Below are 20,578 nucleotides of genomic sequence, written 5' to 3' on the forward strand. Positions count from 1 at the left end.
CGACCATGGCAACTGCGCAGACCTCCACTCCGCGGTCGGTGATCGATGCGACGGTGCACCACCACTGGGCGTCGCAGCTCGACGTGACCGACTACATGTCGGCGGGGTGGCGCGAGCATCTCGGCGTCCCCGGCTCGCTCCCGGGCGGGGCTGGCGCCATGCACATCCTGCCCGCGACGGCGTATCGCCGACCGGGCGGGGACTACATCGACGGCTCCGCCGGCGACCCGCTCGCTCCCGCGGCCTCGGATCCGACGCGCACCGCCGAGCGGATCTTCGGGAGCGGTCGGGTCTCCCGGGCGATCCTGTCGCATGACCGCGGAATGTTCATCCCGAGCGTGCCCAACGCGTATCGGGCCGCCGCCCTCGCACGCGCCATGAACGAGTGGACGGCGGATCGCTGGTTCGGGCACGACGAGCGGTTCTTCGGTCTGATCGTCGCAGCCAACCAGACGCCGGACCAGGCGGCTGAGGAGATCCGGCGTGCCGGTCAGCACGAGCGGATGGTCGGCGTCCTCATGGCCGCGAACGGCCTGAACAAGCCGTTCGGCCATCCGGCGTACCACCCCATCTACGAGGCGGCGGCCGAACTCGATCTGCCGGTGGTGCTCCACACCGGAGGAGATCAGGGAGCCGACACGCTGACCCATCCGACGGCCGGCGGCATGCCGTCGACGTTCGCGGAGGTCGCGGCGCTCGCCTACAGCCCCATGATGACGCACGTGCAGAGCATGATCGTGCAGGGCGTGTTCGAGAAGTACCCGGCCCTCCGCGTGTTCGTCTCCGGTGCGGGCGTCGCCTGGGTGCCGGGACTCTTCTTCCGCCTGGATGTGAACTGGCGCGGCCTCCGCCGAGAGGTGCCGTGGGTGCGCAGGCTGCCGAGCGAGTACTTCCGAGAGCATTTCCGCATCGGGACCTGGCCGTTCGACCGAGCACCGGAGAGCGACGGCGCCGAGCGGGTCATCCGCGCGCTCGAGTCGTTCGGGGGACTCGATGATCTCATCTGCTATGCCTCCGGCTTCCCCGCCTGGGACTGCGACTCGGTCGAGGACATCGCGGCGCGCGTGCCCGAGGCCTGGCACCGGAAGGTGTTCACCGACAACGCCCTCGACTGGTTCCGCTGGCCGGAGCGCGCACGCGGCGGTGCGCTCCCGGCGGAGGTCGCCGTCGGCGAGATGCCGGTCACCGGCGAGCTGGGGGATCCCAATCGGCGCAGCTATGCGACTGAAGACGGAAGGGAGATCGAGTGGGTCCCGGCGGGCGATTGAGCGCACGTCCCGCCCCCGACTCGTGGAGCGCACTCGAGTCGGCGGTGCGGGCCATCGGTCCCGCGGTGGACCCGGAGACGATCGCAGCCTCCGGACGCCTCCTGGAGGCACTGCACGGGGTCCCAACGTCCCTGCCCGGTTCCTCGACGGTGGAGCGGGACATCGCCTACGGGCCGCATCCGGAGCAGGCACTCGACTGGTACCTCCCGACGGCGCGCGAGCCGCGGGGGATGCTCGTCTACGTGCACGGCGGCGCGTTCATCGGGGGGAGCCGACAGCGCCCGGACAGCCCGTACCACGGCAACATCGGGCGCTGGGCGGCGGCTCACGGATGGGCGGCGCTGCTGGTGGGTCATCGACTCGCCCCTGCGGCGCAGTGGCCCGCCGCGGTGGAGGACCTCGCCCTCGCCATCGAGTGGGGCCGCGCGCGGCTGGGCCGAGACACGGGCGGGGCGGTTCCCGTGCACGTGGTCGGCAACTCCTCGGGTGCCGTCCACGTCGTCAACTACACCTGCGGCGGCCCCGGGGTCCCGGCGGCCGACCCTGCACCTGCATCGATCGCGCTCATCTCGGGGGTCTACGATCTTCCCGCATTCGGTTGGGAGCGACTGCGCTCCTACTTCGGCGACGATCCCGGGATCGTCGACGACTGGGACCTCAAGTCCCAGCTCGCCGCGAGCGATGTTCCTCAGCTCTTCGCCGTCGGCGAGTTCGATACGCCGGAGGCCCATGAGCAGTTCCTCGCGGCACTGCGAGACGCGAGCGAGCGCACCGGCGCGCTGCCCGCGTGCGTTCGCGCGCGAGCGGCCAATCACTTCACCGTCGTGCATGCGATCGGCACGCGGTTCGACGACCTCGGCCCTGCTTTGCTGCGATTCCTCGAGGAGTCGGAGACGATCGAGAGCTGAGCCGCTTCGGAGACAGGCGCGCACCCGGTGCACGTTCACACGCGGGGGAACTACTGTGAGAGCGTCGGCACCAGGCTGTCGCGGGAGGCTGACCGGTGCCCGGCGATCCGACCCTCACGAAAGGAACCGCAGATGACTGAATCGGACGCAGCGAAGCTCCTGACCGTCCCCGAATTCGAGGGACGCATCTACATCGACGGCGCCTGGGTGCCCGGCGAGGGCGGGTCGATCCCGTCGGTCGCTCCGGCGACCGGCGAGACGCTCGCCGAGGTCGGCATCGCCGGGCCCGCCGACGTGCACCGGGCCGCCGAATCCGCGGCCCGGGCGCAGCGCGAGTGGGCCGCGCTGCCGCATCCGGCGCGCGCCGCGGTGCTGCGCAGGGCCGGGGCGCTGTGGGAGGCGCACGCCGAGGAGATCGGCGGCTGGAACATCCGGGAGGTCGGCGCCATCCCGCCGCTCGCGGGCTTCGCCCTGCACGTCTCGGCGTCCGAATGCTACGAGGCGGCCGCGCTGCCCTCGGCGCCGCTCGGCTCGATGCTCGCGAGCGAGGAGCCGCGCCTCTCGCTCGCCGAGCAGGTGCCCGTGGGCGTCGTCGGCGTGATCTCCCCGTTCAACGTGCCCCTCATCCTGGGCATCCGAGCCGTCGCCCCGGCGCTCGCGCTCGGCAACGCCGTGCTCCTCAAGCCCGACCCCCGCACCGTCATCACGGGCGGCGTGGCCATGGTGCGCATCTTCGAGGAGGCCGGGCTGCCCGCAGGGCTCCTCCAGCTCGTGCCCGGCGGCGCCGAGGTCGGCGAGGCCCTGGTCACGGAGCCGCTCGTGCGCGTGATCGCCTTCACCGGCTCGACGCGGGCGGGCCGGGCCGTCGGCGAGCTCGCGGGTCGCCACCTCAAGCGCGCCCACCTCGAGCTCGGCGGCAACTCGGCGTTCATCATCCGCGAGGATGCCGACATCGACCAGGCGGTGAATCTCGCCACCTGGGGATCGTTCCTGCACCAGGGGCAGATCTGCATGACCGTCGGCAGGCACATCGTCCATGAGTCCCGCTTCGAGGAGTACGTCGAGAAGCTCGCGGCGAAGGCGGAGTCCATGGTCGTCGGCGATCCCGCGAGCGGCCAGGTGCACCTCGGGCCGCTCATCGACGAGACGCAGCGGGATCGCGTGCACGGACTCGTCGAGGCCGCCGTGGCGGGCGGTGCGCGCCTCGCCGCGGGAGGCGACTACGACGGCCTGTTCTACCGCCCGACGGTCCTCGCCGACCCGCCGCGGGACGCGGCGGCGTACTGCGACGAGGTCTTCGGCCCGGTCGCCTCCGTCGTGCCCTACGGGAGCGACGACGAGGCCGTGGCGCTCGCGAACGACACCGAGTACGGCCTGTCCCTCGGCATCGTGAGCCGCGATGCGCTCGGAGCCTTCGCGCTCGCGAGGCGCATCCCCACCGGCATCGTGCACATCAACGATCAGACGGTGAACGACGAGGCGAACGCGCCCTTCGGCGGCGTCGGCTCCTCGGGCACGGGCTCGCGCCACGGCGGCGGCGCGGCGAACATCGACGCGTTCACGGAGACGCGCTGGATCACGATGCGCCGCGAGCCGGGGCAGTACCCGCTGTAGGGGGCGGCGACCCGCGCCGCACGCAGGGGCGCGGTGCGGCACGCATGGACCCCTTCTCGCCGGGCGGATACGCCCGTCCCGCGCCCTGGAGGCGCGGGACGGCGATCCCATCGTCGGGAAGGGATCCGTCAGTCGTGCGGAAGCAGCGGTCCGCTGCGCCGCGGCTACTCCCCCTGCCGCGACCGCCGCCGAAGCAGGAGCACCGCGCCGCCGAGGAGCAGGAGGAGCATCGCCGCCGCGACGACGCCGGTCGCCGACGCGCCCGTGATCGCGAGCGGACCTCCCGGCATTGCCCCGTCCGCGTCGGCGCCACCGCCCGCGGCATCGGCGCCGGGCCCGCCGGCACCCGATCCGCCGGAGCCCGGGCCTGCGGCGACCTCGATCGAGGCCTCTGCGACGACGGTGCCGCCCCCAGAGACCGCGCGGACGACGGCGGTGCCGGTCCTGAGATCGGCGGGAATGACGATCGTCGTCGTGGCGGCCCCCGTTCCGTCGACGGTGACCGGCGCGCCGGGCGCCTGCGCGCTGCCGGAACGGGCGCCGTCCGCAGACGCCGAGCCGTCTTCGGGCGCGCCGCCTGACCCCGCCGCCGAGGACACCTGATCGATGGCCAGGGCGTAGCTCCCGTCCGCGGTGAAGTCGCTCAGCGTCACGTCCACGGCATCCCCCGGGGCGGCGTCCGACCGCGCGATGCCGAGCACGGGTGCGGTCGGCTGGGCGGCTGGATCGTAGCTGCCCCAATTCCGCGCGTCCCACTGGCGCAGGCCGGCCGGGGCGACGGCGTCGACGAAGCGCGCGGCGCCGAGATCGGCCCCGCTCGACACTGTCGCGGCCCGGGCCCGCTCGTTCATCGACGCGGCGTCGGCGGCCGTGCCGCCGGCGTCGTCGGCCATCCGCTCGAGCAGCAGCTCGTAGACGGCGATGTGCTCCGCGGCCGAGAAGGTGCAGTGCCCGGACGCGCCGACGAAGGTCTGCGCGAGGAACCCGTCCGCCCCGGCGGCCTCCACGATCGAACGGTAGCTGCGCTCGTCGGAGATGGGTCCGGCCGGGTCGCCCAGCGTGGTCATCGACACGACGGGGACGTCGAGCGCCCCGTCGAAGGTCGCCATCGCCTCGACGGCCGCGACGGCTCCCGGATCGGCGGCGATCCGCGGCGCCTGCTGCAGTGCGGTGAGATCTGCCTCGAGGTCGGCGCCCGCGGCGGCGTACGCCGCGCGGACCTCGGCGAGGCGCCCGGACTGCGCGAGCTGCTTCCGATAGTCGACATCCGTGTTCCACGAGAAGTTGCCCCCGATCACCCGTTCGAAGCCGGCGCGGACGTGCGCGCCGATCCCGAACGGCAGACCGGCCTCGTAGGCGGCGAGCCGCTCCTCGGAGGCTTCGAGCTCGGCACCATTCGCGTCGACCGCGGGGACGCCGGCGAGCGCCGCGGCGAAGATCAGCCTGGCCTGCCCCGCCCCGGTGCCCATCGACTGGTCGATGAGCGCGTCGAGCGCGGCGACCTCTGCCGGGGTGTCGTCGATCCCGACGATCCGCATCGGCGATGCGGGGTCAACGAGCGCGCGCAGCGCGAAGGCGGCATCGAGCTTGGAGTTGTACATCGAGACCGCTCCGGCGCCCCCGCCGCAGAGCGGCGCTGCGCCGTCGAGCCAATCGGGATCCTGCTGCACGATGTTCCGGGTGGTGAGTCCGCCCTGCGAACGGCCGGTGACGAAGACCCGACCGGGCACCACCCCGACCGCGGCGATGAAGGCGTCGCGCACGGCGCTCGCGTTGTCGCGGTCGGCCTCCAGCTGCCAGTCGTCGGAGAGGTCGTAGCCGACGGTGGCCGTGCCGCGCTCTCTGAGCCAGACGAGGTCGGCGCGGTCGAGTTCCGCCTGATTCGGGGTGATCGCGAGCGAGCCGTCCCAGTTCGCCGGCACGATCCCCGCGTACGGTTGCTCGACGTTCTCGAGCGTGCCCGAGAACTCCGTGCGCCAGCCCTGCGGGGAGAACGGGCGCAAGAACGCGGCGGGCGCCTCGTCGGTGAAGTCTCCCGGCGCTCCGAGGTCCAGCCCCTCAGCGGCGGACGCGATCTCGGCGGCCCTGGCCCGCAGCGCCGCAGCGGAGGCATCGGGCCACGCCCCGGTGCCGACGCGCTCGGTGAGGGTGGTCAGGCCGGCCAGCACCTCCGAAGGGCTGAATGCGCAGTGTCCCGGCCGGTCGAGGTACGCCTGCCGCAGCAGCTCGCCGTTCCCGGACGCCGCGACGGCGTCGGCGTATGCGCCGGCCTGGGCGACGGCGGGCGCGGTGTCGCCCGTCTCGTTCAGCGTGAACACGGGCTGCGTGATCGCACCCGAAGGCGTCGCGTTCTCGATCATGTACCGCACGGCGTCGAAGTCGGCGCTGTGCCGCGGTTCGGCGGCGAGCCGGGCGAGATCGTCGTCGAGCACGAGCCCGGCTTCCGCGTACAGCGCTTCGACCTGCGCGCGCATCGGCGAGGCCGCGAGGTGCGCCGCGTAGTCGGTGCCGGTGTTCCAGGAGAAGGCGCCGCCGGCGCGCGCCTCGAGTTCCTGCCTCGGCGAGAAGACGCTGAACATGAAGATGTCGTACTGCTGCCGCTGCTGGGCCGCGTAGTCCGTCGGCGCCGGCTCCGGAGCGTCCGGCGAGGTCCAGCCCGGGATCTGGGCCATGGCGGCCGCGAGCGCGATGCGCGCCCGCCCCTCGGGGGTTCCCTGCGCCGCGTCCAGGGCGGACTTCGCGGCGGCCGTGGACGTCGCCTCGTCCTGCACGTCGACGAGCTCGATCGCCTCGTCCTCCGGGGCGAGGAGCGTCTTGAACGCGAAGGACGCGTCGAGTCCCTGGTTCAGCATCCCGACGCTCCCGGCGAGCGACCCGCAGAGCGCGTAGGCGCCGTCGATCAGCTCGGGGTAGCGCTCGGCGAGCGCCGCCGAGGTGAGCCCGCCCATCGAGGACCCCCACGCGATCGTGGCCTGCGGGGCGGATCCGAGCGCCTCCGTGGCACGCGCGATCACCTCGGGCTGACCCGCGAGGTAGTCCTCGACGGCCCAGCCCTGGCTCGGTTTCATCGAGGCGAGCGCGTAGCCGTGATCGAGGAGCCAGCGGTTCGTGGTGTCGCTCTCGCCGAGGGAGATCGGGCGCCCCGGCGTGCCACCGCCGTATCCCGAGCTCCAGAGGAGCAGGGTCCCGTTCCACTCCTCGGGGATCTCGACGCTGTACGGAGCGCCGGAGGCGAGCTCTCCGGTCTCTGAGCGCGCGCCGCTCTCCGCGACGGCCGGCGGGGCCTGCCCGAATATGCCGAGCGTCAGCGCTGTCGCGGCGAGCCCGGCGAGCATCTTCGATGTTCGCACTGCTTCCTCCTGGTGTCGGTCGTGTTCTGGCGTGGAACGCGCACGGGACCGGTCGCCTGCGGGCGGAGGAGTGGTCATCGAATGAACACACTTCATCGTGCATCGGTCGGTGCTTGTGTGGCAATACTTTCGCAGCGGCGTCGGTGGAAGTCAATGAATGAGGGGCAAAAATCTGAGAAGATCTAAATAGTTGACATTCTCAATGGAAGTTGCCAAGATTATGAGCCACATGTTCAGAGACGTGTGCAGTAAAATGTGTCTTGTTTGAATGTCAGAGTCGACAGTAGACGAACTCGGTCATCGACGCCCGATCTGGTTAGGAAGCCTCATGAGAAAGTCACTTCCCGCGCTCGCCGCGATCCTCTCGGCAGGTCTGCTGCTGACGGCATGCGGCCAGAGCCCGAACGCTCGCACGGACGACGCCGCGGGCGGCGATCCGAGCGAGCTGGTGTTCGCTGTCGTTCCGACGGACGACAGCTCCGAACTCGAGAAGTCCTTCGAGCCGGTCGTCGCCGCCATCGAGGAGGCCACGGGGATCCCGACGAGCATCCAGGCCGTGAGCACCAACTCCGGCGTCATCGAGGCCCAGGTCGCCGAGCGCGTCGACATCGCCACGTACGGCGCCTTCTCCTACTACCTGGCTTCGAGCGTGGCGGATGTCACGCCCGTCGCGATGGACCAGCGGACGCCCGAGCCCGGATCCGGGGCCGTCCAGTCCTACGGCGTCGTCGCCGCAGGATCCGACATCGCGGAGATCGCGGATGTCGCCGGGGCCAACGTCTGTTTCACCGATCCCGCCTCCACCACGGGGTATCTCACGGCGGCCGTCGCGCTGCAGGAGGCCGGTATCGACCCCGAGAGCGAGATCACCCCGGTCTTCGTCGGCTCGCACGACGTCGCCGTGACGCAGATGCTCGCGGGCGACTGCGACGTCGCCTTCGTCGCCGGCACCTTCATCGACGACATCCTCCCGGCGCGCGGTGTCATCTCCGAGGGCGACACCTCCACGATCTGGAAGTCCGACGGGATCCCCGGCACCCCCATCGTGCTCGGCGACTGGCTGAGCGACGACCTCAGGGCTCAGATCACCGAGGCCGTCACCGGTACGGACGCGGTGCAGGCGCACGCCGCCGGACTCTGCGAGACCCAGACCCGCGAGGCGCCTCCGGAGTGGGGCGAGGAGTACGCCGGGGAGACCGCGTGCCTCTGGGGCGGCACGCAGGCCTTCGCCTTCGAACCTGCGGACGACGAGACCTACGCCGTGATCAGCGACATCTGCAGCGTGCTCGACGCAGACGTGTGCCGCGGCGAAGAGGCGTAGTGCGGGCGATGCGGACGATGAGCACGGCACTGAGCATGGAGACGAACGTGAATGGAACGGCAGGGCGGTCCGGCACCGCGCCCGCGGTGAGGATCGCCGGGGCGACCGTGCGCTACGGTGCGAACACCGTGCTCGACGGGGTGGACCTCGCGGTCGATCCCGGGCAGTTCGTCGCCCTCGTCGGCCCCTCAGGGGCCGGCAAGTCGACGCTGCTGAGACTCATCAACGGCAGCGTGCGCGCCGCGTCGGGCACCGTCTCCGTGCTCGGCACCGATCCTGCGGCCTGCGGCGCCCGCGCGCTGCAGGCGCTCCGCACGCGGGTCGGCTTCGTCTTCCAGCAGTTCGGGCTCGTGGGGCGGCTGAGCGCGATGGAGAACGTGCTCATGGGCTCTCTCGGATCGCTCCGGCTGCCGCGCTACGGGGTGGCCTCATACGGTAAGGCGCTGCGCGAGCAGGCGGCGACCCACCTCGACCGCGTCGGACTCGGCGAGCAGCGCTTCCAGCGCTGCGACACGCTCTCGGGTGGCCAGCAGCAGCGCGTTGCGATCGCCCGCACCCTCATGCAGAACGCCGAGCTCGTGCTGGCCGACGAGCCGGTCGCCTCGCTCGATCCGAGCTCGAGCGTCGCGGTGCTCGACATGCTCAAGCGCCTCAGCGCGGAGGATGGCTTCACCGTGCTCTGCTCCCTGCATCAGGTGGATCTCGCGCTCCAGGTCTCGGATCGGGTCGTGGCCGTGCGCGAGGGATCCTTCGTGATCGACCGGGCGACGGCGGAGACCTCCGAGGAGCAGATCCGCGCCGTCTACGCGCAGCATCGGGGGCCCTCCGATGATGACTGATCTCATGCCGGTACCGACGCGCCGGACGGCGCGCGGGGCCCGGCGCCCCCGGAGCTCGCTCTGGCGGACCCTCGCGATCCCGCTCGCGTACCTCGTCATCGCCGGCTTCGGGATCTGGTGGATCGACGTGCGGCCGAGCGCCGTGCTCGCCGGACTCGACGACATCGCGAGCCTGCTCGGCCGCATGCTGCCACCGGCGATCCCCGAGCCCGCGAATCTCTTCGCGCTCATTCTGCAAACGCTCTGGATCGCCATCGCCGGCACCGGGTTCGCGGCGATCGTCTCCGTGTTCCTCGCCGCGGCCGCGAGCCGGCACTACGCAGGACCTCGGGTCGTCGGCCTGCTGGCTCGCGGGATCATCATCGTCCTCCGGGCGATCCCGTCGCTCGTGTTCGCGCTCATCTTCGTCAGGATCTTCGGCCTCGGACCGTTCGCCGGAGCGCTCGCGATCGGCTGCCACTCGATCGGCATGATCGCGAAGATGATGGCCGACACCTTCGACGAGCTCAGCCCGACGGCGCGCGAGGCGGTCTCCGCCGCCGGCGCGGGCCGCGCCCAGACGTTCGTCGCGACCACGCTGAGCCGCTCGATGCCGGACATCGTCTCGCTCGTCCTCTACCGGCTCGACATCAACATCCGCGCCTCCGCCGTGCTCGGCATCGTGGGTGCCGGCGGCATCGGGGTCGCACTCCAGCAGGCGATCGGATCGCTGTCCTACCGCACCGCGGCGGGGATCATCGTCGTCATCGTCCTGCTGCTCCTCGTGCTCGAAGGGCTCTCGTACCTCGCGCAGCGCGCGCTCACGCAGCACGCCGCCGAGCGGACGGTCGCCCAGCTCTACGGCGCCGGCCCCGACACCGCGCGACCGGGATGGAATCGGCCGCGGGTGTCGCGCGCCCTCGCGGTGTGGATCCCGCTCGGGCTCTTCGCCGTCGCGGTCTCGCAGCTCTCGCTCAACACCTCGCGACTCGGCCAGGCCTGGTCCCAGGCCCGCGACATCCTCGCGGGATTCCTCCCGCCGCACTTCAGCGTCGAGATCCTCATGGGCATCTTCGAGACCGTCGTGATGGCGATGACGGCGACCGCGTTCGGTGTCGTCTTCGGACTCGTCATCGCGGTGCTCTCCACGCCCTACCTCGTGCGCTTCGAGCCGCTGAATCTGCTTCTGCGCGGCCTCGTGGTGCTGCTCCGCGGTGTTCCCGACATCATCTGGGCGCTCCTGTTCGTCGCCGCGCTCGGCCTCGGCCCGTTCGCGGGCTTCCTCGCCCTCACGATCTCCTGCACCGCGCTCGCCTCCAAGTTCTTCACGGACGGCCTGCTGAAGATCGACCCGTTGCCGGTCCGCGCCCTCGAGGCCACCGGAGCCGGACGGCTCCAGGTGTTCGTGAGCGGCGTCTGGCCGCAGTTCGTGCCGTCGTTCATCTCGAACACGCTGTTCACCTCCGACCTCGCGCTCCGCGAGTCGGCCGTGCTCGGCATCGTCGGTGCGGGCGGGATCGGCTTCCTCCTGCAGGAGTCCATCGTGTCGCTCGACTATCAGACGACCGCCGGGATCCTCATCGGCCTCGTGGTCGTGGTGGTCGCGCTCGAGACCGTCGCGCAGCAGGCGCGCAGAAAGGTGCTGTGAGATGACGGGATGCCCCTACCACGAGGGAGGACGAGCCGTGGACACGCGGGGTCGCGCGGAGCGCGCCTCGGAGTGGTCGCCCGCGCGCGACGAGACCTTCGGCAGCGCGCACGTCGACTACGCGCAGTTGCGCGCCGAGACGCCGTTCCCCTGGAGCGAGGACTTCGGGGGGTTCTGGGCGGCGACGACGTACGCCGACATCGCCGCGATCGCGCAGGACGACAACTTCATCACCTCCGTGCAGAACGTCGTTCCGCACGTCCCACGCTCCTCGCGGCGGCCTCCGCTGCACTTCGATCCGCCCGAGCACACCGCGTACCGCACGGCGATCGATCCGATCTTCCGTCGGGCCTCGCTCCGCCTGCACGAAGCGGAGTTCCGCGAGTCCGCCGAGGAGCTCGTCGAGGGCATGCTGGCGCGCGGCCGCGCTGACGGCGTCGCCGACTTCGCCGCGCCGTTCGTGGTCGACTGCTTCGCGCGCCTGCTCGGCGTCGAGTCCGAGCTGGCCGGGCGCATCCGCGAGATCGGCGTGCGCTACGGCTTCGCGATCCAGGACATGGACGATGCTGTCATCCAGGAGGCGAGCGCCGAACTCTACGAGATCGCCCGACGGGTGTACGCGGCCCGTCTCGCGACGTCGCCCGACGCCTCGGTCGACCTGGTCGCGAGTCTGCACCGCGCCGCCGAGGACCCGGAGAACGCGATCACCGAGGAGACCGCGATCGCCACTGTGCGGCAGATGATCGTCGCGGGCATGGGGGCACCGCAGGCCGTGCTGGGGAGTATCGTGGCGCATCTCGCGCAGGACCGATCGCTGCAGGATCGGCTCCGCGCCGATCCGGGCCAGCTGCCGACGGCGGTCGAGGAGTTCCTCCGGCTGCACGCGCCGTACCGGGTCTTCGCCCGGACGCCGAAGGAGGACACCGTCGTGCACGGTCGGCTCGTGCGTCAGGGGGAGCCCGTCGCACTGCTCTTCCCCTCGGGCAACCGAGACGAGGCCCAGTTCTCGGAGCCCCACGAGTTCGTACTGCACCGCAAGGCGAACTCGCACATGTCCTTCGGCCGCGGCGCGCACAAGTGCCCGGCGGCGAGCATGGGGCGCATGGAGCTGCTCCTCGCGCTCAAGGAGCTGCTCGCTCGCACCGAATCCTTCGCCCTCGCCGGGGAGATCACTATGATGAACTGGCTAGAGTACGGTCCGAGGTCGGTGCCGCTCGACCTGGTCCGCGCGCGCGGAGCGGGACGGGCCTGACCGGCCGCCGGTCAGGAGCCCCGCTCCGGGCCGCCGAGTGAATCCTGGTGCCATGTCGACAGCAGCGCAGCTCCTCCCGCGGAATCAGCAGGGTGCCCGCTCCCAGCAGCTCCTGACCGTGCTGCTCGGCGACTACTGGTACCTGCGGGCCGAGCCGCTGCCCTCCGGGGCGCTCGTCGCCCTGCTCCGAGTATTCGACGTCACCGAGGCGGGCGCTCGCGCGGCCATCCAGCGTCTGGCGCAGCGCGGATTCTTCGTGGCGCATCGCGAGGGCCGATCGACGTCGTACGCGGTGCACGCGAACACCGGCGGCGTGCTCGCGGAGCGGACGCGCGCGCTGTTCATGGGCAACCGCCACGCGAGCTGGGACGGCGGCTGGACGATCGTGGCCTACTCCCTCGCCGAGGTCGAGCGGACCACGAGGAACGCCGTACGCGACCACCTGAAGCGGCTCCGATTCGGCAAGCTGGTCGACGGCGTCTGGGTGCGCCCCGGGGATCACGGCGACGCGGTCGCCGAGATCCGGGAGTCCCTCGGCCGGAGCATCCCGGTCGAGGATCTCAGCTGCTTCGTCGGCGCCCGATTGCCGGAGGGCGCGAACTCCGGAGCGGCGATCGCGCGCGCCTTCGACCTGCCCGGCGTCGCAGCGGGGTACACGGAGTTCGTCGAGCGGTGGCGCCCGATCGCCGCCGAGCTCGCATCGGTCTCGTTCCGCGCGCACGAGCAGCGGCCGCCCGAGGAGGCTCTGCGGATCCGCACCGCGCTCATGAGCGAATGGCGCCAGCTCCGCCACGCCGACCCGATGCTGCCGCAGCAGCTGCTCGACGAGGCCTTCCCCCTGGCCGAAGCGGCGCATATCTGCGAGTTCCTCTACGACGCCCTGGGCGAGCCGGCGGAGCGCGCGTTCCGGAACGTGCTCGAGCCCTTCCGCCCCGAACTCGGGGCGCTCGCCGGACATCACACCTTCGCCGAGCTCGGTAAGCTCGCCGATCCGTCCCGGGACGCGTAGCTCCCGCTCCCGCGTGGCGCAGGCGCCCGCGACGAGTTCCCCGCGCCCGGGCGGTCGAGCGCCGGCCGGCGGGCATCCGGGCGCACCCGGCTCGAGACCCCGTCCCCGTCGGAGATGTAACCACCCGATGTCATTCCGGTAACGCGCTTGACAGCGCGTTCGTTGTCGATCATCATCATTGATAAACCAAAAGGTTTGGATTTAAAACGGATCCGATCCGCCCGAATCGACGATGAATCAGGTGCCGCCATGACCTCCGCCCCCGCGCTCCCCGAACTCGCCTACGCCTTCACGATCGTCGCCGAGGTCGACCCCGGCCTGCCGATCGAGCGGCGGGCGGGCGAATCGCTCGAGATCATCCCGATCACCGGCGGCAGCGTCAGCGGCAGGATCTCGGGGACCGTCCAGCCGGGCGGAGCCGACTGGTGCCTGTACCGCAACGACGGCGCCCTCAACGTCGAGGCCCGCTACTGGATCCGCACCGACGACGGCGACGTCGTCGACGTCGTGAACCTCGGCAGGATCGCCCCGGGCTCGGCTCCCGACGCCGCCGACGGACTCTTCATGTCGACCCCGCAGTTCCGCACCACCGCGCCCGGCCTCCAATGGCTCACGCAGCGGGTGTTCGTCGGCCGGGCCGAGGCCTTCGGCACCCACACCACGATCGACGTCTTCGAGGTCGTCGCCTAGCGCGACCGAGTCCGCGCACCCCTCCCGACCGCGGGCGGCCGAGCCGCCCTCGGACGCTTCGTCCACCCCGAAACATCCCGCTCACCGACGAGAGGACACCCCATGAAACGATCCATCATCCGAGGCGGGGCGATCGCCGCGGCCGCCGCACTCGCCCTCACCGCCTGCAGCGGGGGAGGCGAGGGCGGCTCCAGCGCCGGCGCCGAGTTCACCCCCACCGACACGATCCGCGCCACGCTCGACATCCCGGCCACCTTCGACCCCATGCTCGGACTCTCCCTCCCCGACTTCGTCCTGGCGCGCCAGAGCTTCGACACGCTCGTGCGCAAGGACGAGGGCGGGCTCGTCCCCGGCCTCGCGGCGAGCTGGGACTCGACGCCGACCTCGGCCAGCTTCACGCTGCGCGACGGCGCCACCTGCTCGGACGGCACGCCCATCACGGCCACCGTCGTGAAGAACTCGCTCGACGCGCTCGCCGGCAGTGCGGGCTCGATCGTGCCGCAGACCTTCGGCGGTCAGGTGCCGACCATCACGGCCGACGACGCCGCCGGCACGGTCTCGCTCGCGCTCGAGACCCCCTGGCCGTACCTCGTGCAGGCGCTGTCCACCTCGAGCACCGGCATCGTCTGCCCCGCGGGGCTCGCGGACCTCGAGGGCCTCGCAGCGGGGCACGTCGAGGGCGCCGAGTCGGGCCCGTACATCCAGACCGCCGTCGAGCCGGGCGTCCGCTACACCTACGAACTCCGCGACGACTACGAGATGTGGCCGGAGTGGACGAGCGAGGTCGCGGGCGAGCCCGCCCGGACGATCGAGTTCGTGATCTCCCCCGACACCTCCGCGACGACGAACCTCGTGCTGGACGGACAGCTCGACATCGCGAAGATCATGCCGGAGTCGATGGACCGCTTCACGGACCAGGCCGCCTACGAGGTGACCCCCTTCCTCTTCAGCGACTTCTCCCTCGTCTTCAACGAGCGGGAGGGCAGCCCCTTCGTCGACCAGCAGCTGCGCACCGCGGTCGCCCAGCTCATCGACCGCGAGGAGTTCGGGCAGACCACGATGCAGGGCACGGGCGAGATCGCCACGACCCTCGTCTCGTCGCAGACCCAGTGCGTGACCGGGGACGCCGACGCGCTGATCCCCCAGGACGCGGCGGCGGCCGCCGAGGCGCTCGCCGGCACGAAGATCCGTCTCGTCGCGCCGCAGATCGTCGGCACCAACGGCGCGGGCAACACCTACCTCCAGGAGATCCTGCGCGCCGCCGGCGCCGAGGTCGAACTCGAGAACGTCGACGTCGGCACCTGGATCTCGACCGTGCTCACCGAGCCCGATGCGTGGGACCTCACCGTGTACGCCGATCTCAACTTCGTCGGCTCGCTCTCGAGCCCCATCACCAACTTCATCGGCCCCGGCATCCTCGAGGGCGGCGGCAACATCGGCGGGGCGCAGGCGCCCGAGGTGGAGCGGCTCTTCGCCGAGTCGCTGACCGCCGCGGACGAGGAAGCGCGCTGCGGCGCGCTGAACGCCGCCGCCGACGCGATCATCGCCGACGCGCACGCCGTCCCCCTCATCACGGACTCCTTCATCTACGCCCAGCGACCCGGCTTCCAGGTGACGATGCTCGGCGGCTCCCTCGACGATCACATCTTCCGCATCGTCGGCGACGGATCGGGGGAGTGAGCATGATCAGCCCCACGAGTTCAGCGCTCGAGATCGCCGCGGCGATCCGCAGCGGCGCCGTCGGCGCGGTCGAGGTCGCCGAGATGTACCTGGCCGAGATCGATCGGCGCAACGACGCCATCAACGCGATCGTCTGGCTGGACCGCGAGGACGTGCTGCGCCGGGCGCGCGCGTCCGAGGCCCGCGTCCGAGCCGGCGACGCCGCGCGCCCGTTCGAGGGCGTGCCGATCCCGGTCAAGGACCTCAGCAGCGTCGCCGGACAGCCCAACACGATGTCCTCGCTCTCCATCCCGGAGCGACCCGCCACGGAGACCGAGATCGACGTCCGGCTGCTCGAGGACGCCGGCTTCGTGCTCATGGGGCGCAGCAACAGCCCCGAGTTCGGCCCGCTCACGGCGTCCGAGAACGCGCGCCACGGGAAGACCCGGAACCCCTGGAACCTGGAGTTCACCTCCGGGGGCTCGAGCGGCGGCGCGAGCGCGGCCGTGGCCGGAGGCCTCGCCCCCATCGGCCACGCCTCCGACGGCGGCGGATCGATCCGCGTCCCCTCGAGCGTCACCGGCCTCGTCGGCCTGAAGCCGAGCCGAGGCCGCGTGCCCGCCGAGGTCCGCGGCTGGGAGCATTCGACGACGTCGGGCGTGATCGCCCGCACCGTCGCCGACAGTGCGACGGCGCTCGACGTGCTCTCTCCCTTCGATCCCCTCGCCTGGTACTCGGCGCCGGCGCCCGCGCGTCCGTTCGCACGGGAGGTCGGAGCGGATCCCGGTCGCCTGCGCATCGGCCTGCTGCTCGAGAGCCCGTCCGGCCTCCCGGTCGACGAGGTGAATGCGGAGGCGGCGCGGCAGGCGGCCGCCGCGCTCGAAGCCCTCGGGCACATCGTGGAGCCGGTGTCGCCGTTCCTCTTCAGCCCCGAGGCGGGCAAGGGCTTCGTCGACCTCGTCATCAGCGCGAGCGTCTACGCCTCGCCGTACGAGGACGTGGAGCTCGTCGACCCCTACATCCGGTACCGCATCGAGCAGGCGAAGACCTTCCACTCGGGGGAGTACGCCGCGCTCGCCGGGCTGCTGCAGTGGGAGACGCGCCAGGTGAACGCGCAGTTCGGGCGCGACTTCGACCTGCTGCTCACGCCGACGATGGCCGTCGCGACCCCGAGGGTCGGCGTCGTCTACGACGAGGCGAACGAGACGCCCGACGCCCCGCGCCTCACCGAGGCGCGCCAGGTGACGTTCACCGCATGGGCGAACATCGCGGGCCTCCCGGCGATCTCGCTCCCGGTGCACGAGGCCGATGGACTGCCGGTCGGCGCGCAGCTCGTCGCCGGCCCCTTCGACGAGGCATCGCTCATCCGGGTGGCCTCACAGCTGGAGCCGGTGTTCGGGTGGGACACGCGCATCGCCCCCGGTGCGGGGGAGGGGCCGCGGCCGTGAGCGCGCCCCCCGTCGACACGACGCAGCACCTCGCGACGATCGCCCGGCGCGAGCGCGCCGGGCGGTTCGCCTGGCTCCGATCGGACTGGGCCGCCTTCGCCGTCAGGCGGCTCGGGGGGCTCGTGCTCTCCTTCGCCCTGCTCGTCGTGGTCGCCTTCCTCATCGTCCCGCTCATCCCGGGGGATCCGGCGGTCGCGATGCTCGGCACCAACGCGACGCCCGAGGCGGTCACCGCCCTCCGCGAGCGGCTGGGGCTCGACGAGCCGCTGTGGGCGCAGTTCGTCCATTTCCTCGGGAACCTGCTCCAGGGCGAGTTCGGCAGCTCCTTCCGCTACGGCGTCCCGGTCTCGGAGATCATCGCGACGAAGCTGCCCTACACGGCGCTGCTGGCGCTCGGCTCGATCGTCGTCGTGCTTGTCGTCGCGATCCCGCTCGGCATGACGGTCGGCGTGCTCACGCGCGGCGGCCGCCGGGGCGCGCTCGGCACCGTGTTCGGGGCCGTGGCGGGGTTCCTCGCCTCCTTCCCGGCGTACGTGGCCGGCACCCTGCTCGTCGTGGTCTTCGCGATCGTGCTGCGCGTGCTCCCCGCGGGCGGGGTGGACGCGCCAGGCTTCTGGGTGCTGCCGATCGCATCGCTCGCGCTCGGCCCGACCTTTGCGGTCGCACGGGTCGTCCGCCAGGAGACTTACACGGTGCTGCAGCAGGACTTCATGCGCACCGCGCGCGGGCGCCGGCTCCGCGCCGTCAGGCTCTACCTCGTGCACGCGCTGCCCAACCTCATGACGTCGACGCTCACCCTCACGGGGCTCATCCTCGCGGGGCTCATCGGCGGCACCATCATCATCGAGACGGTCTTCTCCTACCCGGGGCTGGGTCTCGAGGTCGTCCAGTCGATCATCTACAAGGACTACCCGACGATCCAGGGCATCATCCTCGTCATCGGGGCTCTCGCGATCCTCATCAACCTGCTCATCGACATCGTGCTCGGCGCGATCGATCCCCGCACCCTGGGAGGACACCATGGTTGACCTCACCGCGCGCATGCGCCCGACGGCCCGGCGGTCCCGAGCGCTCGCCCCGTCGCTCGTCGCGGGATTGGCGATGGGCGGCCTGCTCCTGCTCGTCGCGATCCTCGCGCCCATCCTGTTCGGGGGCGCCGCCGACGCGCTCGGCGGCGGCTCGCGCCAGGGCCCCAGCGCCGAGCATCTCCTCGGCACCGACGCGCTCGGCCGCGACGTGCTCGCCCGGGCGCTCGTCGCGACGCGGCTGACGCTCCTCATGGCCGCGGGCGCCACCGCCGTGTCGGTCGTCTGCGGCGTGCTGCTCGGCGGTCTGATCTGGCTCGCGCCCCGCCGCCTGCGGGAGATCGTGCTGAGGATCATCGACGCCTCGGTCGCCTTCCCCGCCCTCGTGCTCGCGCTCGTCGTCGCCGCGATCCTGGGCGCCGGCGCCTGGTCGGCGGTCGCGGCGATCGGCATCGCCGGCATCCCCGGCTTCGCGCGCCTCACCTCCAACATGGTCGCCGGCATCGTGCAGCGCGACTTCGTCACGACCGCGCGGCTGCTCGGGGTGCCGGGCTTCCGCCTCTTCTCGCGCCACCTGCTGCCGAACATCTCCGGGCCGCTCCTCGTGCTCACGACGTCGAGCTTCGCGCTCGCGCTGCTCGAGATCGCGAGCCTCTCCTTCGTGGGGCTCGGCGTGCAGAGCCCGCAGTACGACTTCGGCCAGCTGCTCAGCGACGGCCTCACGGCGATCTACGCGCAGCCGTGGCAGGCGATCGCTCCGTCGATCATGCTCGTCTACGCGGGCATCACTGCCATGCTCATCGGCGACGGGCTCGCGCAGACGCTCGACCCGGGCCTGCGCCTCCCGCGGCGTCCGGCGGCGCTCGTGCCGACGACGGGCGACGCGGCGCCCGCGCAGCCCGAGGCGCTCGTGGAGGTGAACGATCTCCACGTCTTCGCGCCGAACGGCGCGGAGCTCGTGCGCGGCGTGAGCTTCGCGATCGACCGCGGCGAGGTGCTCGGGCTCGTCGGCGAGTCCGGCTCGGGCAAGTCCATGACGGCGATGGCGATCGCCGGCCTGCTCGCCGACGGCGTGCGCTCCACCGCGCGGACGATCCGGCTCGACGACCTCGATCTCTCACGGCGCAACGACCCGCAGCGGCTCGCGACCGAGATCGGGCTCGTCTACCAGGATCCCGGCACGACCTTCAACCCGGCGCTCCGCATGGGCGGGCAGCTCGCCGAGGTCGCGCGCATCCATCTCGGCCTCGGGCGGACGGCCGCGCGCGGCCGCGTCCGGGAGGCGCTCGAGCGCATCCGCGTGCGCGACGCCGGGGTGCGGATGCAGCAGCACGCCTTCCAGTGGTCGGGCGGGATGCTGCAGCGCGCCACGATCGCCTCCGCCACGCTCGCGGATCCGAAGCTCGTCGTCGCCGATGAGCCCACCACGGCGCTCGACGTCACCGTGCAGGCCGAGGTGCTCAGGCAGTTCCGCCGGATCAACCGGGAACACGGCACGGCGATGCTCTTCATCTCCCACGACATCGGCGTGGTGCAGGAGCTCTGCGACCGGGTGCTCGTGATGCGCTCGGGCGAGATCATCGAGCGGTTGACCGGCGCCGAACTGCGCGACGGACGCGCCACCCACCCCTACACGCAGCGGCTGCTCGACGCCTCGCCGCGCATGGACGACCCGATCGCGGCGCGCTCGACGGCGCCGCGGGAAGCGGAGCAGCGATGACCCCCTCCACGCGCGAACCCGCGCCGCAGGCCCACGGGTCGGGGCCCGCGCCCGCGATCCGACTCGACGTCCGCGACCTCGAGGTCGTGCTCGGGCACGGCGCCCGCGCCACCCGGGTGCTGCACGGCGTCTCCTTCGCGATCCCCGCGGGGACGACGGTCGGTCTCGTCGGGGAATCCGGATCGGGCAAATCGACCATCGCCAAGACGATCGTGGGGATCCACCGCCCTGCCGCGGGCGAGATCCGATTCGACGGCGCGCCGATGGACGCCGGCGGCCGGCGGGGGCGCGCCGCGCTGCGGCGCCGGATCCAGCTCATCCCCCAGGATCCGTACTCCTCGCTCGACCCGAGGCGAACGATCGGTCAGACGCTCGCGGAGGCGCTCGACCCGCGGCGCGCCTCGCTGCGCGCCCACCGTGCGCGGGTGAGCGAACTGCTCGCGCTCGTGGCGCTGGACGACTCGGCGATCGACCGCTACCCCAGGGAGTTCTCCGGAGGCCAGCGGCAGCGGATCGCGATCGCGCGGGCGCTCGCCGTCGAGCCGGAGCTCATCATCGCCGATGAGATCACCTCGGCGCTCGACCTGTCGACCCAGGCCGAGATCCTCGAGCTCTTCGAACGCCTGCGGCGGGAGCTCGCCCTCACCGTGCTGTTCGTCTCGCACAACCTCGCGGTCGTGCGGCAGGTGAGCGACGAGGTGATCGTGCTGCTGCACGGCGACGTGGTGGAGGCGGGGGCCTCCGATCGTGTGCTCTCGGCGCCCGAGCATCCGTACACGCAGCGGCTCGTCGCCTCGGTGCCGGGCGGTCCGGGCTTCAGCCTGGACTGAGCGGCACCGTCCCCGCCC

General features: G+C 71.8%; 15 protein-coding genes. 14 read left to right on the forward strand and 1 reads right to left on the reverse strand.

The features are described from left to right. Positions 1-5 precede the first annotated feature (5 nt). From MUN78_RS01030 to MUN78_RS01040, 3 genes are all read left to right on the forward strand, one after another. The gene (locus MUN78_RS01030) at positions 6-1,268 is read left to right on the forward strand and encodes an amidohydrolase family protein (protein WP_244728200.1); all 1,263 of its coding nucleotides are present in this window, start codon (positions 6-8) and stop codon (positions 1,266-1,268) included. Continuing rightward, positions 1,265-2,176, forward strand: coding sequence for an alpha/beta hydrolase (locus tag MUN78_RS01035; RefSeq protein WP_244728202.1), 912 nt, complete (start codon positions 1,265-1,267; stop codon positions 2,174-2,176). The genes MUN78_RS01030 and MUN78_RS01035 overlap by 4 nt, the downstream gene beginning before the upstream one ends. Before the next feature lie 132 nt (positions 2,177-2,308). Continuing rightward, the gene (locus tag MUN78_RS01040; RefSeq protein ID WP_244728204.1) at positions 2,309-3,790 is read left to right on the forward strand and encodes an aldehyde dehydrogenase family protein; all 1,482 of its coding nucleotides are present in this window, start codon (positions 2,309-2,311) and stop codon (positions 3,788-3,790) included. Between the two features lie 164 nt (positions 3,791-3,954). Here MUN78_RS01040 and MUN78_RS01045 read toward each other — a convergent pair whose 3' ends face one another. Further along, positions 3,955-7,140: an alpha/beta hydrolase gene (locus MUN78_RS01045; protein ID WP_244728206.1), complete on the reverse strand. Its 3,186-nt coding sequence runs from the start codon at positions 7,138-7,140 to the stop codon at positions 3,955-3,957. Positions 7,141-7,468: 328 nt separating this feature from the next. On the opposite strand from MUN78_RS01045, the gene phnD reads away from it, so the two are divergent. From phnD to MUN78_RS01100, 11 genes are all read left to right on the forward strand, one after another. Then, entirely contained in the window at positions 7,469-8,461 is a 993-nt protein-coding gene (gene phnD / locus MUN78_RS01050; protein ID WP_244728208.1) for a phosphate/phosphite/phosphonate ABC transporter substrate-binding protein, read from the forward strand. A gap of 17 nt (positions 8,462-8,478) precedes the next feature. Further along, positions 8,479-9,300, forward strand: a complete 822-nt coding sequence (locus MUN78_RS01055) for a phosphonate ABC transporter ATP-binding protein (protein WP_244728210.1) — start codon at positions 8,479-8,481, stop codon at positions 9,298-9,300. A 4-nt stretch (positions 9,301-9,304) separates the two neighbouring features. Continuing rightward, complete coding sequence (gene phnE / locus MUN78_RS01060; protein ID WP_244728212.1) at positions 9,305-10,927, forward strand: phosphonate ABC transporter, permease protein PhnE; 1,623 nt, start codon at positions 9,305-9,307, stop codon at positions 10,925-10,927. Positions 10,928-10,964: 37 nt separating this feature from the next. Further along, positions 10,965-12,179, forward strand: coding sequence for a cytochrome P450 (locus MUN78_RS01065; RefSeq protein ID WP_244728214.1), 1,215 nt, complete (start codon positions 10,965-10,967; stop codon positions 12,177-12,179). A 52-nt stretch (positions 12,180-12,231) separates the two neighbouring features. Then, a complete protein-coding gene (locus MUN78_RS01070; RefSeq protein ID WP_244692514.1) occupies positions 12,232-13,188 on the forward strand; it encodes a PaaX family transcriptional regulator in 957 nt (318 codons plus the stop codon). Between the two features lie 249 nt (positions 13,189-13,437). Next, a complete protein-coding gene (locus MUN78_RS01075) occupies positions 13,438-13,878 on the forward strand; it encodes a DUF3237 family protein (protein ID WP_244692515.1) in 441 nt (146 codons plus the stop codon). 102 nt (positions 13,879-13,980) lie between these two features. Beyond that, positions 13,981-15,558, forward strand: coding sequence for an ABC transporter substrate-binding protein (locus MUN78_RS01080; protein WP_244728215.1), 1,578 nt, complete (start codon positions 13,981-13,983; stop codon positions 15,556-15,558). Positions 15,559-15,560: 2 nt separating this feature from the next. Beyond that, positions 15,561-16,985, forward strand: coding sequence for an amidase (locus MUN78_RS01085; protein WP_244729968.1), 1,425 nt, complete (start codon positions 15,561-15,563; stop codon positions 16,983-16,985). Continuing rightward, complete coding sequence (locus MUN78_RS01090) at positions 16,982-18,013, forward strand: ABC transporter permease (RefSeq protein ID WP_244692518.1); 1,032 nt, start codon at positions 16,982-16,984, stop codon at positions 18,011-18,013. The genes MUN78_RS01085 and MUN78_RS01090 overlap by 4 nt, the downstream gene beginning before the upstream one ends. Next, entirely contained in the window at positions 18,006-19,730 is a 1,725-nt protein-coding gene (locus MUN78_RS01095; protein ID WP_244728217.1) for a dipeptide/oligopeptide/nickel ABC transporter permease/ATP-binding protein, read from the forward strand. Before MUN78_RS01090 ends, MUN78_RS01095 begins: the two co-directional genes overlap by 8 nt. Beyond that, positions 19,727-20,560 (forward strand): ABC transporter ATP-binding protein, encoded by an 834-nt coding sequence (locus MUN78_RS01100; protein WP_244728219.1) that lies wholly within the window; start codon positions 19,727-19,729, stop codon positions 20,558-20,560. Before MUN78_RS01095 ends, MUN78_RS01100 begins: the two co-directional genes overlap by 4 nt. The last annotated feature ends 18 nt before the right edge of the window (positions 20,561-20,578 follow it).

The organism is Leucobacter allii, assembly GCF_022919155.1.
Classification (GTDB): Bacteria; Actinomycetota; Actinomycetes; order Actinomycetales; family Microbacteriaceae; genus Leucobacter; species Leucobacter allii.

Excerpts from the sequence above, each read along its gene's own strand:
- MUN78_RS01030 (WP_244728200.1), top strand. The coding sequence starts at position 6 with ATGGCAACTGCGCAGACCTCCACTCCGCGGTCGGTGATCGATGCGACG.
- MUN78_RS01040 (WP_244728204.1), top strand. The coding sequence starts at position 2,309 with ATGACTGAATCGGACGCAGCGAAGCTCCTGACCGTCCCCGAATTCGAG.
- phnD (WP_244728208.1), top strand. The coding sequence starts at position 7,469 with ATGAGAAAGTCACTTCCCGCGCTCGCCGCGATCCTCTCGGCAGGTCTG.
- MUN78_RS01055 (WP_244728210.1), top strand. The coding sequence starts at position 8,479 with ATGAGCACGGCACTGAGCATGGAGACGAACGTGAATGGAACGGCAGGG.
- phnE (WP_244728212.1), top strand. The coding sequence starts at position 9,305 with ATGCCGGTACCGACGCGCCGGACGGCGCGCGGGGCCCGGCGCCCCCGG.
- MUN78_RS01070 (WP_244692514.1), top strand. The coding sequence starts at position 12,232 with ATGTCGACAGCAGCGCAGCTCCTCCCGCGGAATCAGCAGGGTGCCCGC.
- MUN78_RS01075 (WP_244692515.1), top strand. The coding sequence starts at position 13,438 with ATGACCTCCGCCCCCGCGCTCCCCGAACTCGCCTACGCCTTCACGATC.
- MUN78_RS01080 (WP_244728215.1), top strand. The coding sequence starts at position 13,981 with ATGAAACGATCCATCATCCGAGGCGGGGCGATCGCCGCGGCCGCCGCA.
- MUN78_RS01085 (WP_244729968.1), top strand. The coding sequence starts at position 15,561 with ATGATCAGCCCCACGAGTTCAGCGCTCGAGATCGCCGCGGCGATCCGC.
- MUN78_RS01095 (WP_244728217.1), top strand. The coding sequence starts at position 18,006 with ATGGTTGACCTCACCGCGCGCATGCGCCCGACGGCCCGGCGGTCCCGA.
- MUN78_RS01100 (WP_244728219.1), top strand. The coding sequence starts at position 19,727 with ATGACCCCCTCCACGCGCGAACCCGCGCCGCAGGCCCACGGGTCGGGG.